The sequence below is a fragment of the Paraburkholderia nodosa DSM 21604 genome (assembly GCF_000519185.1).
GTDB lineage: Bacteria > Pseudomonadota > Gammaproteobacteria > Burkholderiales > Burkholderiaceae > Paraburkholderia > Paraburkholderia nodosa.
In genome coordinates this window covers 84575-98941 of sequence record NZ_JAFA01000012.1, presented here as the reverse complement: position 1 = coordinate 98941, position 14367 = coordinate 84575, and the positions used below count along the sequence as shown (strand labels likewise).

14 protein-coding genes are annotated in these 14367 nt (G+C 64.4%); 6 read left to right on the top strand and 8 right to left on the bottom strand.

Going from position 1 to position 14367, the window contains the following annotated elements; genetic code table 11:
• The first annotated feature begins 84 nt into the window (after nucleotides 1-84).
• The 3 genes from A3CW_RS0119415 (at nucleotide 85) to A3CW_RS0119405 (ending at nucleotide 3019) form a co-directional block, all read left to right on the top strand.
• Nucleotides 85-903 (top strand): helix-turn-helix transcriptional regulator, encoded by an 819-nt coding sequence (locus tag A3CW_RS0119415; RefSeq protein ID WP_028205051.1) that lies wholly within the window; start codon nucleotides 85-87, stop codon nucleotides 901-903.
• 186 nt (nucleotides 904-1089) lie between these two features.
• Complete coding sequence (locus A3CW_RS0119410) at nucleotides 1090-2793, top strand: FAD-dependent oxidoreductase (protein ID WP_028205050.1); 1704 nt, start codon at nucleotides 1090-1092, stop codon at nucleotides 2791-2793.
• Between the two features lie 34 nt (nucleotides 2794-2827).
• A complete protein-coding gene (locus A3CW_RS0119405; protein ID WP_028205049.1) occupies nucleotides 2828-3019 on the top strand; it encodes a hypothetical protein in 192 nt (63 codons plus the stop codon).
• A gap of 18 nt (nucleotides 3020-3037) precedes the next feature.
• Here A3CW_RS0119405 and A3CW_RS54320 read toward each other — a convergent pair whose 3' ends face one another.
• The 7 genes from A3CW_RS54320 to A3CW_RS0119370 all read right to left on the bottom strand — a co-directional run bounded on the left by A3CW_RS54320 (nucleotide 3038) and on the right by A3CW_RS0119370 (nucleotide 10746).
• A complete protein-coding gene (locus A3CW_RS54320; RefSeq protein WP_051481578.1) occupies nucleotides 3038-3580 on the bottom strand; it encodes a helix-turn-helix transcriptional regulator in 543 nt (180 codons plus the stop codon).
• Between the two features lie 343 nt (nucleotides 3581-3923).
• Entirely contained in the window at nucleotides 3924-5654 is a 1731-nt protein-coding gene (gene ggt / locus A3CW_RS0119395) for a gamma-glutamyltransferase (RefSeq protein ID WP_028205048.1), read from the bottom strand.
• 136 nt (nucleotides 5655-5790) lie between these two features.
• On the bottom strand, nucleotides 5791-7194 hold the full coding sequence (locus A3CW_RS0119390; protein WP_028205047.1) for an MFS transporter: 1404 nt from the start codon (nucleotides 7192-7194) through the stop codon (nucleotides 5791-5793).
• 229 nt (nucleotides 7195-7423) lie between these two features.
• Nucleotides 7424-8203 (bottom strand): phosphocholine cytidylyltransferase family protein, encoded by a 780-nt coding sequence (locus tag A3CW_RS0119385; protein WP_028205046.1) that lies wholly within the window; start codon nucleotides 8201-8203, stop codon nucleotides 7424-7426.
• A gap of 28 nt (nucleotides 8204-8231) precedes the next feature.
• Entirely contained in the window at nucleotides 8232-9242 is a 1011-nt protein-coding gene (locus tag A3CW_RS0119380) for a flippase-like domain-containing protein (RefSeq protein ID WP_028205045.1), read from the bottom strand.
• Complete coding sequence (locus tag A3CW_RS0119375; protein WP_028205044.1) at nucleotides 9239-10048, bottom strand: 2OG-Fe(II) oxygenase; 810 nt, start codon at nucleotides 10046-10048, stop codon at nucleotides 9239-9241. Before A3CW_RS0119375 ends, A3CW_RS0119380 begins: the two co-directional genes overlap by 4 nt.
• A complete protein-coding gene (locus A3CW_RS0119370; RefSeq protein ID WP_028205043.1) occupies nucleotides 10045-10746 on the bottom strand; it encodes a CDP-alcohol phosphatidyltransferase family protein in 702 nt (233 codons plus the stop codon). The genes A3CW_RS0119375 and A3CW_RS0119370 overlap by 4 nt, the downstream gene beginning before the upstream one ends.
• 211 nt (nucleotides 10747-10957) lie before the next feature.
• Between A3CW_RS0119370 and A3CW_RS0119365 the strand changes: the two genes are divergently transcribed.
• The gene (locus A3CW_RS0119365; RefSeq protein ID WP_028205042.1) at nucleotides 10958-11407 is read left to right on the top strand and encodes a hypothetical protein; all 450 of its coding nucleotides are present in this window, start codon (nucleotides 10958-10960) and stop codon (nucleotides 11405-11407) included.
• A gap of 3 nt (nucleotides 11408-11410) precedes the next feature.
• Here the strand turns inward: A3CW_RS0119365 and A3CW_RS0119360 are convergent, their stop codons facing one another.
• Nucleotides 11411-11932, bottom strand: coding sequence for a hypothetical protein (locus A3CW_RS0119360; protein WP_028205041.1), 522 nt, complete (start codon nucleotides 11930-11932; stop codon nucleotides 11411-11413).
• A gap of 671 nt (nucleotides 11933-12603) precedes the next feature.
• On the opposite strand from A3CW_RS0119360, the gene A3CW_RS0119355 reads away from it, so the two are divergent.
• Nucleotides 12604-13767, top strand: coding sequence for a porin (locus tag A3CW_RS0119355; RefSeq protein ID WP_028205040.1), 1164 nt, complete (start codon nucleotides 12604-12606; stop codon nucleotides 13765-13767).
• Between the two features lie 296 nt (nucleotides 13768-14063).
• On the top strand, nucleotides 14064-14318 hold the full coding sequence (locus A3CW_RS0119350) for a sugar ABC transporter ATPase (protein ID WP_245623698.1): 255 nt from the start codon (nucleotides 14064-14066) through the stop codon (nucleotides 14316-14318).
• Nucleotides 14319-14367 lie beyond the last annotated feature (49 nt).

The following is a 14367-nucleotide window of genomic DNA, read 5'->3' as shown; positions in this document are numbered from 1 at the left end:
CCCGCTGCTAGCGCTTTCGCGCCGATGCGAAACGATGCTAATCTCGTAAAAGTTGCTATTCCCAGCCGTTTTCCGTCAAGAAACATGCGTTACTGGCATCTCGATCGACCGAGGCAGGCAGGTCAATTCGACCTCTCGCGCGTCACCAGCCTCGTTTCGGCCATTGGCCGCGACGACGCCAATGCGCTCGCCGCCGAAGTGCTGAACATGCTCGGCCCGGCGACTTCGGTCACGCAGTGCACCGTGTTCGCCTACGAATTCGGCAACCGGCCGCGCACGGTTTCCGTGGCCGATCATCGCGGCGGACGCTTTCTGCGCGACGTCGCCGATACCTACGCGCGCCTCTTCTACGCGCTCGACGGCAATCAGCAGATCGTCACCGGCGGCTCGACCGACAAGCCCGGCTCGTCGCTCGTGCTGCACTGGCAAAGCAGCGCGGACATCGCGCACGACGGTTACCGCACCGCGTGTTACGCCACGCCCAACGTGTCCGACCGGCTCTCGCTGCTGCTGCAGCCGGCCGCCGACATCTGGCTCTCCGTAAACCTGTACCGCGAAAGCGACGCCGGGAATTTTCAGCCGGGCGAAGTGGAGCTGGTCGAATCGCTCGCGCCGCTGATCGGCGAGTCGGCGCGGCATCACTACACGATTCGCGGCCAGAGCCAGCTCGGCATTCCTCAGATGATGCTCGCGCGCCTGCGCGGACTCTGCCCCACGCTGTCCAAACGCGAACTCGACGCCCTGCGCGGCGTGCTCGAAGGACGCAGCGCGGTTGAAATCGCCGAGTGCATGGGCGTGAAGCCCAGCAGTGTGGTGACGTATCAGAAACGCGCGTATCAGCGGCTGGGCATTTCGAGCCAGCGGCAGCTTTTCGCGCTTTGTCTGGCGACGGATCAGGGCTAAACACCCGCTGCAAGCGCGCGAAGACGTAGGCGTGCGCAACTCCCGCTCATCTCCCCCCGTAAGCCCCCTGTACCCAAATTGAGGACAGCGGGCCGCGCCTCGCGCTCCATACTGACTTCATCGCCAGCGCCCCCGCTCGGGGCAAGCCGGCAAGCACAAGACTTACGTATCGGAGACGCATTCCCCATGAGCGCCGGATTCAAACCCTATCCGTTCGAGGCGAAGCAGTACGCCGCCCGCCTGCCCGAACTCGAAGGCGGCCACGAAACGCGACGCCACGCCGTGACGATCGTCGGCGGCGGTCCAGTGGGCCTCGCCATCGCGCTCGGCCTCGCGAAGCACGGCGTGCGCTCGGTGCTGATCGAAGCCGACGAATCGGTCTGCTACGGCAGCCGCGCGATCTGCATCTCGCGCCGCAGCCTTGAAATCGTCGAGCGCCTCGGCGCGCTCGACGGCTTCCTCGCCAAAGGCCTGCCGTGGACCGGCGGGCGCAGCTTCTATCGCAACGACGAAGTGCTGCACTTCACGATGCCGCAGGACGAAAACCAGAAGCTGCCGCCGATGATCAACCTCGCGCAGTACCACATCGAGCAGTTCCTGCTCGACGCGGCGGAGCGGCACGCCGATCTCATCGACATTCGCTGGTGCACGAAAGTGACAACCCTGCGGGACGACGCGCATGGCGCCACGCTCTCGCTCTCCACGCCCGCAGGCGACTACACCGCGCAGACCGACTGGCTCATCGCCGCCGACGGCGGCCGCAGCACGGTGCGCGAGTCGCTCGGCCTGAAGCTTCAGGGCACGAGCTATGAGGGCCGTTACGTGATCGTCGACATCCTGCTCGACAGCGCGCGGCCCACGGAGCGGCTCGCGTATTTCGACCCGGCGTCGAATCCCGGCTCGACCGTGCTCGTCCACAAGCAGCCCGACAACGTATGGCGCATCGACTATCAGGTGCGCGACGGCGAGGACGCCGACGAAGCGATCAAGCCCGAAAACGTCATGCCGCGCGTGCAGAGCCTGCTCGACATGATGGGCGAGACAGCATCGTGGTCGCCGGTCTGGATCACGATCTACAAGGCCAACGCGCTCACGCTCGAGCGCTATCGCCACGGCCGCGTGCTGTTCGCGGGCGACGCCGCGCACCTCGTGCCGATCTTCGGCGTGCGCGGCGCGAACTCGGGCATCGACGACGCCGACAACCTCGCGTGGAAACTCGCGTATGTCGTGAAGGGTCTCGCGAGCGACGCGCTGCTCGACAGCTACTCCGACGAGCGCGTCTACGCCGCGCACGAAAACTTGAGCTACGGCACCAAGAGCACGGAGTTCATGGCGCCGCCATCGTTCGCCTTCGATCTGATGCGCACGGCCGTGTTGAGCCTCGCGCGCGAGCACGCCACCGTGCGCTCGCTGATCAATCCGCGCCAGACTTCGGCCATCGCCTACACGGCCTCGCCGCTCAACGCGGCCTGCGACGCATTCGCGAACGGCCCGGCGCCGGGCACGGTGCTGCCCGAATGCCCGCTCACGATCGTCGATCAGGCAGGCGCGCGCGAAGGCCACGTGACCGACCTGCTCGCGCCAGGCTTCACGGCGTTCTACTTCAGCGAGGATGGCGCAACGCCCGCCCCGCTTGCCACGCTAGACACGAAGCTGGCCGCGCGCGCGCTGCCGTTCGCGCTGGTGCCGCTGGCGCGGCGCCAGCCCGCCGACGCATCGCGCCGCAGCGGCTGGGATCGAACGGGACGCCTGTTCCCGATGTACGGCGCCCAGCCCGGCGCGCTCTACCTCGTGCGCCCGGACGGCCACGTGCTCGGCCGCTGGCACGGCGAAGCCGGCAGCGTCGCCGCGCAGGCGCTCGCCGCCCTCGACCACGCGCTGTGCGCTTGAGCACGGGCGCAAATAAGGACAGATGGAGAAAGCCATGACCGACAGCGAACTCGACACCGTCTACACGCAGCTGTGCAAGACCATGACCAATCTGGGCGAAGCCAACGGCCCGCTCTTTCTCGCGCGCTTCGCGCTGCTCGCGATCGAGCGGATCGGCAACGCGCAAACCTGCCTCGGGTTGATCGACGCCGCAGGCAAGAACGTTTCGGCAGCCGTGCCGGAATAAGGGGAGACGCGGCGCGCCTCAGCGCGGCGTCTCCTGCACGAGCCGCGCGAGGCGCGAGCGGTTGCTGACGCCGAGTTTCTGAAACGAACGATCGAGATGGGTGCGCACGGTCGTGTAGGAAATGCCTAGCCGCTCGGCAATCTCCTTGTCGAGCAGCCCTTCCACCACGAGCGCGACCACGTCGCGCTCGCGCCGCGTCAGGCGGCTGATTGCTTCGTTATCCGCAGTGGAGGTGTCGGTTGGCGGCGGCTGAACGTGCGCCGTCTGCGCGCGCGAGCGCGCCAGCGCAGCGATGAAAGCCGGGCGCACCAGATCGAACAGCACCCGTTCCCGAGCGGAGCAATGCTCGCGCCGCTTGCCGCGCCGAATGCGCAGATGTTCGAGATTCTCTTCGCCCGACCAGACGAACAAGTCCGCGCCCGCATGCAGGCCATCGGCGCGCAGCAGTTCGAGCAGGCGCCGCCCCACCTCGAGACGCAAGGCGCCCTCGGGCAAGATATGGTCGGCCAGCAGCTTGAAGACGTCGGCGATCAACGCGAGTTCGCGGCTCGTCAGGTCCATGCTCGGGTGCGATGAGAAGTGGGCGCGCGCCTCGCTTGCGTGGCGGCGCAAACGTCAGAGCTTAGTGCCTGACGGATTCAATATGCAGTGCGACTGTGAAGCGTGCAGCGGACATGCCGAAAAGAAAATGGGGCGGCAAATGCCGCCCCAAGAAAAACACACGCCGGCAAAGGGCTGTCTTCCGCCGGAGGTTGCATAGTACGCGATGAACAACGGAGCGGCATCCCCAAATTTGAGGACAAACGCTCATGTCATGCAAACTTTTGCCGCCTCATGCCAGCTTGCCGATGCGAAATGGTTTGCCTTCATGCATGGCGCATCGTTTCGCATCGGCGTTGCGGTTTTACTGGATCAGGCGCGAGACGCCACGGCCGCGCGGATCGGAAACCGCGTCAGGCGTATCGCCGTTGATGCGGATCGCCTGAATGTCACCGTTGAAATCCTGCGCCTTCAGCACATAGCCCTTCGCCTCGACCTGCTTGGCGAGTTCGCCGTCGATCGGCGCATACGGCTCCCAGAAAATCGTGTTGGGCGGCAGCAACTGATGGTGGAAGCGCATCGCCGCCACCGAGTCCTTCAACGGCATGTCGAAGTCGTAGTTGTTGTTGATGACCTGGAACACCGACGTGAAGATGCGCGACCCGCCCGGCGTACCGATCACGAGCGCCACCTTGCCGTCCTTCGTGAGGATGGTCGGCGTCATCGACGACAGCGGACGCTTCTTCGGCGCAATCGAGTTCGCGTCGCTGCCCACCACGCCGAACATGTTCGGCACGCCGGGCTTGGACGCAAAATCGTCCATCTCGTCGTTGAGCACGATGCCGGCGCCCGGCACGACCACGCCCGATCCGAAGTAGCCATTGATCGTGTACGTGTTCGAAACGGCGTTGCCCCACTTGTCGACCACCGAGAAGTGCGTGGTTTCTGCCTTCTCAGGCATCGAGGTGCCGAGGCCCGGCTGCACGCTCTTGGTGTCGGAAGGCTTGTCGGGGTCGACTTCGGCGGCGCGCTTCGCGAGGTAGGCGTCGTCGGTGAGCTGCGCGACCGGCACCTTGTAGAAGTCGGGGTCGCCGAGATATTGCGCGCGATCCGCGAACACGCGTTTCTCGATCTCCGCGATCAGGTGGATGTACTGCGGCGAATTGAGCGGCACGTCCTTGAATTGCGGCGCGAGCATCGCCTTCATCTTGAGCAGCTGCACGAGGCCCACGCCACCCGAACTCGGGGGCGGCGCGGTGATGACTTCGTAGCCGTTCCACTTCGCCTCCACGGGCTGGCGCCACACTGCCTTGTACTCCTGCAGGTCGCGCTTCGTGATGAGGCCGTGGCCCTTCATCGAGGCGGCGATCAGGTCCGCGGTCTTGCCGTCGTAGAAGTCCTTCGCGCCCTGGTTCGCAATGCGCGTGAGCACGTTGGCGAGATCGGGCTGCTTGAACGTCACGCCCTCCTTCAGGTTGCCGAAGTAGTCGTCGAAATTGGTCTTGCCGCCGAAGTCCTTTTCTGCGGCCTCACGGCGCTTTGCGAGCTGCTCGTCCACGACGAAGCCGTCGCGCGCGTATTTGATCGCCGGCGCGAGCACCTGCTTCCATTGCAGCTTGCCGAAGCGCTTCTGCGCTTCCCACATGCCCTCGACCGTCCCCGGCACGCCCACGGCGTCATAGCCGAACAGGCTTTTGCCCGGGATCACGTTGCCCTTGTCGTCGAGGTACATCGTGCGCGTGGCGGCGAGCGGCGCGCGCTCGCGATAGTCGAGGAAGTACGGCTTGCCGTTCACGTAGAGCGTCATGAACCCGCCGCCGCCGATGTTGCCGGCTTCGGGGTACGTCACGGCGAGCGAGAAGGCGATGGCGACCGCCGCATCGACGGCGTTGCCACCCTCCTTGAAGATCTGCTCGGCGGCGTCGGCCGCATACTTGTCGGCAACGGCCACGGCCGATGCATTGAGGACCGCAGGGCGTTGCTGCGTATCCTTCGCAAAGGCCGGCGTGGCTTCGAGGAAGCCCGTGGACAAAGCGGATAGCGAAAGCAGTGCGAGAGCGGCAGCGGAGATTTTCGTTTTTTCAACCAGCTTCATTGAGTTCACCCCATGATTCGGTTTGTTGGCCTACCGGAAACCTGCCTTGGCCTTATAGCATGCCGGGAAAACGATTGCGATCCGGCGATCCGCTGATTCCGCTGCCGTGCAAGACGACGTCCCGTCCTGGACTGGATCAGGCGTTGCCGCGCCGGCCGCGGGCAATTTCTTCGCCCGCATTCGCGGGCAAACGCATCGTCACCGGAATCGATGCCACCGAAAAGAGCCCGACCACGAGAAACGCCGGCCAGAAATCGGACCAGACGATGGCAGAGTGCCCTTGCACGCGATGCGAGATCTGCAGCACGAGGCCCGCGATCGTCACGCCGAGACCGAGCGACACCTGCTGGATCACGCTTGCTACGCTCGTGGAGCGGCCGATGTCGCGCGTCGGAATATCGGCATAGGCGAGCGAATTGAGGCCGGTGAACTGCAGCGAAGGAAAGATCCCGCCCGCGAGCACGATGAGCCAGATGAGCCACACGGGCATGCCAGGCGAAAACGAACCGCATATCGCGATGGCCGTGCCCGCGAGCACCGCATTGACCATCAGCGTGCGGCGAAAGCCGAAGCGCCCGAGCACGCGCGAGACGATCGCCTTCATGAAGATCGAGCCGAACGCCGAAGCGCAGGTGATGGCGCCTGACGCGAACGCCGTCATGCCGAGCCCTTCCTGCAGCGTGAGCGGTAACAAAAAAGGCACGGCGCCAAGCCCGATGCGAAACAGCGACCCGCCCGCCACGCTCGCATTGAACGTGGGGATGCGCAGAAATTTCAGATCGAGCACGGGCCGCTCGACACGTTGCGCATACAACCAATAGGCCACCAGCAGCAACGCGCCGATCACGCACATCGTCACCGCAGTGCCAGTGGCGACGAGCTCGCCGCCCACGAGCGAGAGGCCGAGCATGAACAGCGACGCCCCACCCGCCGAAAGCACGAAGCCGACCCAGTCGAGCCGCCCCGGATGCTCCTCATGCATGTTCTCGATATGCCGGTTCGCGAGCCAGATGCCGAGCACGCCAATCGGAATGTTGATGAAGAAAATCAGCCGCCAGTGCAGATACGTGGTGATGAAGCCGCCGAGCGGCGGCCCCACGACCGGCCCGAGCAACGCGGGCACCGTGAGATAGTTCACCGCGCGAATGAAGTCCGATTTGGGCAGCGAGCGGAAGATGATGATCCGGCCCACCGGCACCATCATCGCGCCGCCGATGCCCTGCACGAAGCGCGCGGCCACGAACATCTCGAGCGACCTCGAAGCCGCGCACAACAGCGACCCCGCCATGAAGATGCCGATGGCCGTGCGAAACACATTGCGCGAGCCGAAGCGATCGGCCACCCAGCCGCAGATCGGGATGAACACGCCAAGGCCGATCACGTAGCTCGTGACGGCCAGCTTGAGTGTGATGGGGTCCTGCCCGAGATCGCGGGCCAGCGCGGGGAGCGCGGTGACGATGACCGTCCCGTCCACGTTCTCCATGAACATCGAGCACGCGACAATGAGCGGAACGATGAATGTGCCGAGGGCTAATGGCATGGGCAGGAACGACGATCAGCGTGGCTGATGGCGTAAAGCTGCCATTATGGCCCTTGTTGCGGAAAACGGGAACCCGGCAACAGATGAAGCGGCGCGCCTTGTGTGTGCGGCACGAAGCGAAAGCGCCCGCAAAAGCAAAAGCCGCGAAGCCCGCCGCCGCTTTCAAGCGGAGGCAGACCTCGCGGCCAGATTCAAGCAATCAGCGTCGGGCAATCCGCGCAGATGCGCTTCAGAGAGCCGTCTGCTTCACGCGGCTCACCACGGGACGCAGTTGCGGCAGCACCTGCTCCGCGGCGCGCGTGACGTCATTGGGGAAGTCGATCTCGATCCACGGCGCGCCGGTCACGTCCGCGGTTTCGAACTCGCCGCCGCGTTCGAGCAGCAGGTCGCGCAGCGCTTCTTCGTGCGGCAGGTTCGCGCGGCCCGTATCGACGTAGCCTTCGACGATCTGCGCAAAACGGCGCGCCGTCGCTTCGTTCAGGCGGAAGAAGCCCACCGACTCGCCGATCGTGTCGTATTGCAGACCGACCGCCAGCTGCTTGCGCAGTTCGACGGGCACGCCATTGCGCAGGCACAGCTTCACGGGCTCGTCGCCGGCTTCGAAGTCGCGGTCGATCAAGAGACGGTTGGCCGGCGCCGCGTCCGCCACGAGCGGCGCGAACACGCGTTCGTCGTAGAGCACGTCGGCGTCCATGAGCAGCACGTCGCCGCCGCGCGTGAGCGCCTCTGCCGTGCGATGCACCGTGAGCACGCTGCCCAGGTCGAAGCGCGGATTCATCACGACCTCGACCTTGTGCGGCCAGCTAATGCGCTTGAGTTCGGCCTCGACCAGCTCAGGCTGGAAGCCGAGCGCGAGCACGACTTCCGTCACGCCCGCCTCTTCCAGCAATTGCAGATGGCGTTCGAGCAGCGTCACGCCCTCGAACTGCAGCAGACATTTCGGAAACTGTTCTCCAGCGTGTTGCTGAAGGCGCAGGCCGAGGCCTGCCGCGAGAATGATGGCGCGCATGCGCAAACGTTCCTTGGGAGAAAAAAGGTCAATCGGCGACTTCGACAGCGGGGACGCGCAAGGCGCGCCGGCGTTGCCAGCTACGTTCGCTGAAATGCAGATATAGAAGGCCCGGCAAGCCGAGCAGGATTTCTCGCGCGCGCTTGGCAAGCGAGAGCGCGAGCGCCGCCTCGGGCGGCAGGCCGACGAGCGGCGCGAGCAGCAGATAACCGCCCTCCTGCACGCCCAGCGAACCAGGAATGGCGAAGGCCGCGCCGCGAATCGCCTGGCCGATGCTCTCGAGCAGCAGCGCATCGATCCAGCCTACGGGATGGCCGAGAAAGCGCAGCGCGAGCCACACTTCCACCGTGCCCACGAGCCAGCCCGCGAGGCTCAGCGCGAAGCTGGCCGCCACGCGGCCACGCCGGGCGTATAGCGACTTCACGGCTTCGTCGATGGCGTCGGCGCGCGTGGCGAGCGTCGACCAGTCGCGCTTGCCGAACACTTTCGAAGCGAGACGCAGCAGGCGGCCGAACAGACCGCGGCGCTGCGCGACATAGAACAGCGCGATCAGGCCGCCGAGCACGGCGGTCGCGATCAGCGCGGCGACGCCGAGATCGCGCGGCGCGCCATTGGCGGCGTAGGCCGAAAAAAGCGCGATGCCGAATACCGCGAAGACGATCTGCGCAACGGCTTGCAGCGTCGTGCTCACGGTGATGGCCGCCGCCGCGTTGCGCATCGACATGCCGCGCTGCGCGAGCTGACGCACCATCGCCACGGGGCCGCCGATCTGGCCCGCGGGCAACAGGCTGTTGACCGATTCGCCGCTCCACCGCGCGAGCAGTGCGTCACGCTGATCGACACGCTCGCCTTTGCCGAAGAGCACGGCGATCGCCCCCGCGTCGAGTGCGAGCGGCACGACGTGGAACGCCGCGACGAGGACCAGGCCCCAGCCGGCGGCCGCGAGCGCGCCCGTTACCGACCCGAGCCCCTGCCAGGCGAGCAGCGCAATGAAGAGTGCCGTGCCGATCGACAGCAGCAGGATGGCAACACGGCTCACGCCCGGCCTCCCAACGCCTTGCGGAACACCTGGCGGAAACCGAAGTACGCAATGGCGTCCTTCATGTTCGAAATGAAACGCCGCCACGGCCGCATGTTCGGGTTCGTCACGTATTCGAGCGTGAGCGACGCGCGCACTTCGCCTTCGAGGCTCGGCGTGACGCGATGGCGAAGCTTGTCGCCGTCGAACACGATGAGCGCACCCGGCGGGTACTGCACCGAACCCGGTTCATCCGCCTTGTTCGGGTCTTTCGTGTGCAGCTCGTAGTCGAGTTTGCAGGACGACTCGTCGATCACGCCGAGCAGCACCGTATAGCGGCGGCCGTCGTAATACGACGTGTCGTAGTGCCAGCCGATGTGGTCGCCGGCGCGTGTGTAGTAATAGAGCGCGTAAGCGTGCGGGTCGTCTTCGGGCGATAGCTGCAGGCGGTCGCCCGTGATCCTTTCGAGCCACGCGATCAGTTGCGGCGAGCGGTAAAGCTCGGCGATGTACGGCGCGAGGCGGTCGATGGTGTGACGGCTCACGCTGCCGCCCGCCTTGTGGCCCGGCAGATAGTTGCGGTTGACTTCGGGAAGCAGCGCGTTGGCCGCGTCGATCAACTGTTGCGTGGCGTCGGCGGGCAGAAAATCGGAGAGATACAGGAACGAGCCCTGGCTCTGGTAGTCGTCGCGCAGGCGTGCGGTGTTCAACGGTTGCAGCGCGCGGCCGATCGCGCCGTCCGACTCGCCGGCCGCCGCACATGCGGCGTGGGCTGGCGCGGGGACGGGAGGCGCTACGACCTGTTCTTGTTCTGCCTGCAAGCTCATCGGCTGCTCCACGCCTGACTGGTTTCCTTGGCGGGGGGCAGGCGGCGCGTCACGCGCACATAGTCGAGCACCACCCAGATGGCGAACAACGGCGCCCCGATCGAGGCCGCGATAATGAACGGCGACACGACGCCTGTCAGCGTGACAAGGGGTAGCAGATACAACACGTCCTCAGTCTCGAAGCCGCCGGCGAACGCCTGTTGGGTGCCCGCCTTGCCGGCCATTTCCTCGATGCGCATGCGCAGGAAAAAAATCACGGCGACCGCGACGCCCGCGATGCCGCCGAGCACGGCCGGCGGCACACGCCATTCGGCGCCGGAGTGGGCGGCCACGACGCCGAGGCCGTAGCCCATGCCAAAGAACAGCAGGATGGTGACGAGCGCGTCCGCCGCGAGATCGTAGAAATGCCCGATTCGGCTGGTTTTGCCGCTAATACGCGCCAGCTCACCGTCGGTATGATCAACAAAATTCGACAGTACGATCAGAAATGCGCCAATATTGACAAGCAGAAAATCTCCACGCGCCAGATAAAAGCCGCCGGCAACGCCAATCAGGAGTCGCAGCGTGGTCAGATGATTCGGGGTAACGCGCGTGGGTACGAGCGGGGTGACAAGCCAGCGCGCCGCGCGAGCGTCCCACGTGCGCGGCAGCGGCACCGCTCGCGGAGCCGTTTTTACAGATTTATCTTTTTCGGTCATAACCGCGAAATATATACGCCTTCCAGAAAACTTGCAGGTATTCCGACGTTCGTCCGACTTTAACTTGTGGTTTTGTAAGTCAACGCGCCGGATCGGCTCCCGCAGCGCCGCAAGCGGAATTGCCCGAACACGCGTAGAGTGCAACCCTTCGCGCCAGCCCGGACCTTATGCGTCCGCCGGCCCCGGCGCACGCACTTTCGCCATTCATGCAATGAAACGCTTTACCTTTGTCGCCCTTTATCTTGCTTTCCTGACGCTTCTCGCCGGCAATGCCCGCGCCGCCGCCATCGACGACTCGCTGACCTGCAGCGAGTCCGCGCACGACTTCATCTCGGGGCTGATCACGCAAAACCTGATCGATCCGAAGCCCATGAAGGTCGAAAGCAATTCGATCAACGCGTTCTGGCCCGCGCGCGGCCAGCGCATGACTGCCTATGGCTTCAGCGTGTTCGCCATCGTGGGTTTCCAGAAGGACGACCCGCTCTTCAAGACCGGCAACGGCACGCCCATCGCCCCTTCCGCCTACGGGGCCGTCGTGGTCGGCACCCAGGCCAGGGTACAGGCGGCACTCACGGCGGCAGGCAATAACGCCATCGTCCACCATGCCGGACCGCTATTGACTGCGATCTTCTGCAAGCAGGAGTCAGCGGGCGGGTTCTGATATTTACTCGATACGCCCGAAACCGCCTTCGGCCCAGGCCTCGGCGCGCGCTTTCGTGAGCTTGAAGTTCGGCGCGACACGCGCTTGAGCGAGCTGCTCGCCAAACGCATCGATCGCGCTGACGAGCGCGTAGGGCTCGTACTCGTCGGGAACGATGTCGAGCGTCACGTCCACATCGCCCTCGGCGGTCTGCACGCTCACGCGCTTGTGCAGCAGCGCGCGCAATTGCTGCTCGTGCCGGCGCAGCACCTCTGAAGCGGTCTTTACGAGCGTGTTGAACGCCGACGTATCGAGCGGCTTGGGATTCTTCTTGTCGCGGCCCATGGTCCACGGGCCGACGAGTGCAGGCTCCGGCTCGCCGTCCTTGATCATTTGGACGGCCCAGCCGTCGTCGTCCTCGTTCTTGATCACGCGCGCGGTCCAGCCGTCCTTGCGCCACAGGCGCGCTTCCTGGATCACCTCGGCTTCGGCTGCGGGGTCATCGGCGGGGAAATCGGGATCGGTTGCGGGTGAGGAATCGGTCATGGCGGGGTTTTCATCGGGTTCTGCGCGGGACTTGCCCGTCGCGGGGCAAGGGCAAGATTCTACCCGGATCGCGTCGCGCGTCGGGCGCGACGTCTTGCTATCCGGCTGATTCGGATTATCCCGCCACCAAACCGGAATATCTGACAGCGGCTTTAATCATTGCATTTTCCGCAATGCACCATTCCGCCTCGCGCATTAATTTAAAATGATTTTCCGCAGGCAAAAAAAACGCGGCCCGAGAGCCGCGTAAAAACAGATGAAAAAAGACCACCCTTGGTCGAGGGCTGGAGAAATTGTACCGCCGCGCTATGCGTGTGTTCAGTCCATGATCTGGAACAGTACCTTTCACCAAACGCCAGGAATCGCGCTTGAAAAAGCGTTGAATTCGCGCTAGGCCAGCCTCTGCGCGGGTTTGCCGCATCGTCGCGGGTGCGCAACGGATTATCCATATGGACCATTTTGTCGCACCAGATAATCCAATAGAAAATCTCTTTATAGGCAATCACTTACGGCGATTAATGCTGATCGAGAAATGAGATGGATGCATTGTTGCGTCGATTTGCGTAAATACGCCGAATCGCGGGCCTACACTTCGTTGCGAATCAGCCGGGCACGAAATCGATTTTCAGAATATTCGACCCGAGATTCCCCAAGTTCTGACCGGAGAAAACATGAAAAAAGCACTCATTGCTGCTGGCGTCCTCAGTGCATTTGCCATAAGCGCCCATGCGCAAAGCAGCGTCACTCTTTACGGCTCGCTCGACGCCGGCATCGTCTACGCGAACAACGTCGGCGGCCACAGCCTGTGGGCTCAGGGTAGCGGCGCTCTCTCGAACAACTACTTCGGCTTTCGCGGCGCCGAAGACCTGGGCAGCGGCCTGAAGGCGATCTTCACCCTCGAGAGCGGCTTTAATCTCAACAACGGCGGCTACAAGAACGGCGACAGCGGCTTCAACCGCCAGGCCTGGGTCGGCTTGCAGAGCGATCGGTTCGGCACGCTCACGCTCGGCCGGCAGTATGACTCGATGGTCGATTACCTCTCGCCGCTCTCGGAAGCCGGCGCGGGCTTCGGCAACAATCTCGCGGGCCACCCGTTCGACAACGACAACCTCGCGCAAAGCTATTCGATCAAGAACTCGGTCAAGTACGCCAGCGCGAACTACGCAGGCTTCCAGTTCGGCGGCCTGTACGGTTTCAGCAACGACGCGAGTGGCTTCGCCAATGGCCGCGCGTGGAGCGTGGGCGCATCGTACGGCAACGGCCCGCTGAACTTCGCAGCCGCCTACTCGCAACAGAACAACTCCGGCAGCCTTGGCGCCGCGAACAGCGCGGCTTCGGCCGACCAGAACATCTCGGCACGGCTGCAGCGCTCGTTCGGCGCGGGCGTGAACTACACCTTCGGCCCGGCACAGGTTGGCTTCGTATGGACGCACTCGCAGATCGACGGCATGCAGGGTCTCTCGAGTGGCGGCAGCGCGCCGCTGCCGGGCCTCTCGGGCCTGAACCTGCACGTCGACAACTATGAGATCAACGGCGCTTACCATCTGACGCCCGCCCTCGCGTTCGTCGGCTCCTACACGTTCACCGACGGCACGGTCACGGGCAACGGCAGCAACAACAGCCCGAAGTGGCACACCGTGGTGGTCGGCACCGACTACTCGCTGAGCAAGCGCACGGACGTCTATCTCGCCGGCGTCTACCAGCACGCTTCGGGCTCGCTCGGCTATAACGCCGACGGCTCGGGCATCGCGAACGTCGCTGCGATCAATACGCTCTCGCCTTCTTCAACCAACAATCAGGTGGCCGCGACAGTCGGTCTGCGTCACCGCTTCTGATCGCTCGGGGTTGGGCAAACCCGGCGCGACCCGCCACGCTGCCTTGCCTTTGCGAAACGCACATGCGCCACAAGCGCATGTGCGTTTTTTCTTGTTAGCTGTTGCATCTTTTTACGTCTGCGTGGGCCTCGATCCAGATCAGGGTGCGTATACTCATTGGCATAATCCGCTGCTTCGATACTGTCACGCCGCCTATGAAAACGCTCACGCAACGACTCCTCGCCGCGACTCCCCTCGCACTCATCGCCGCTTGTGGATCGACACCGCCGTCCGGCACCGCTTCGAACGGCGAACCGATGATCTACGCTTCGTCGGCGCGGTCGGCGTCGTCGGTCGCGAGTTGCCTCGAAGACCGCCTGCCGCGCGTGCACACATCGCGTGACGGCAATACGACCGAGCTGAGCGTGGGCTCGAGCTCGGACGCGTCGTACTTCGTCACGCTCACACCGAACGGCCACGGCTCGGTCATTCGCGTCACGCACGGCGCTTCGGCATCGAACGATCCGCCTGAAGAAGAACTGCGCTTCGACGTGGCGCGCTGCACGACCTGACGCGCGAACGACTGGCGCGGGCACCGCGCGCGCCACACGACGTACCGCA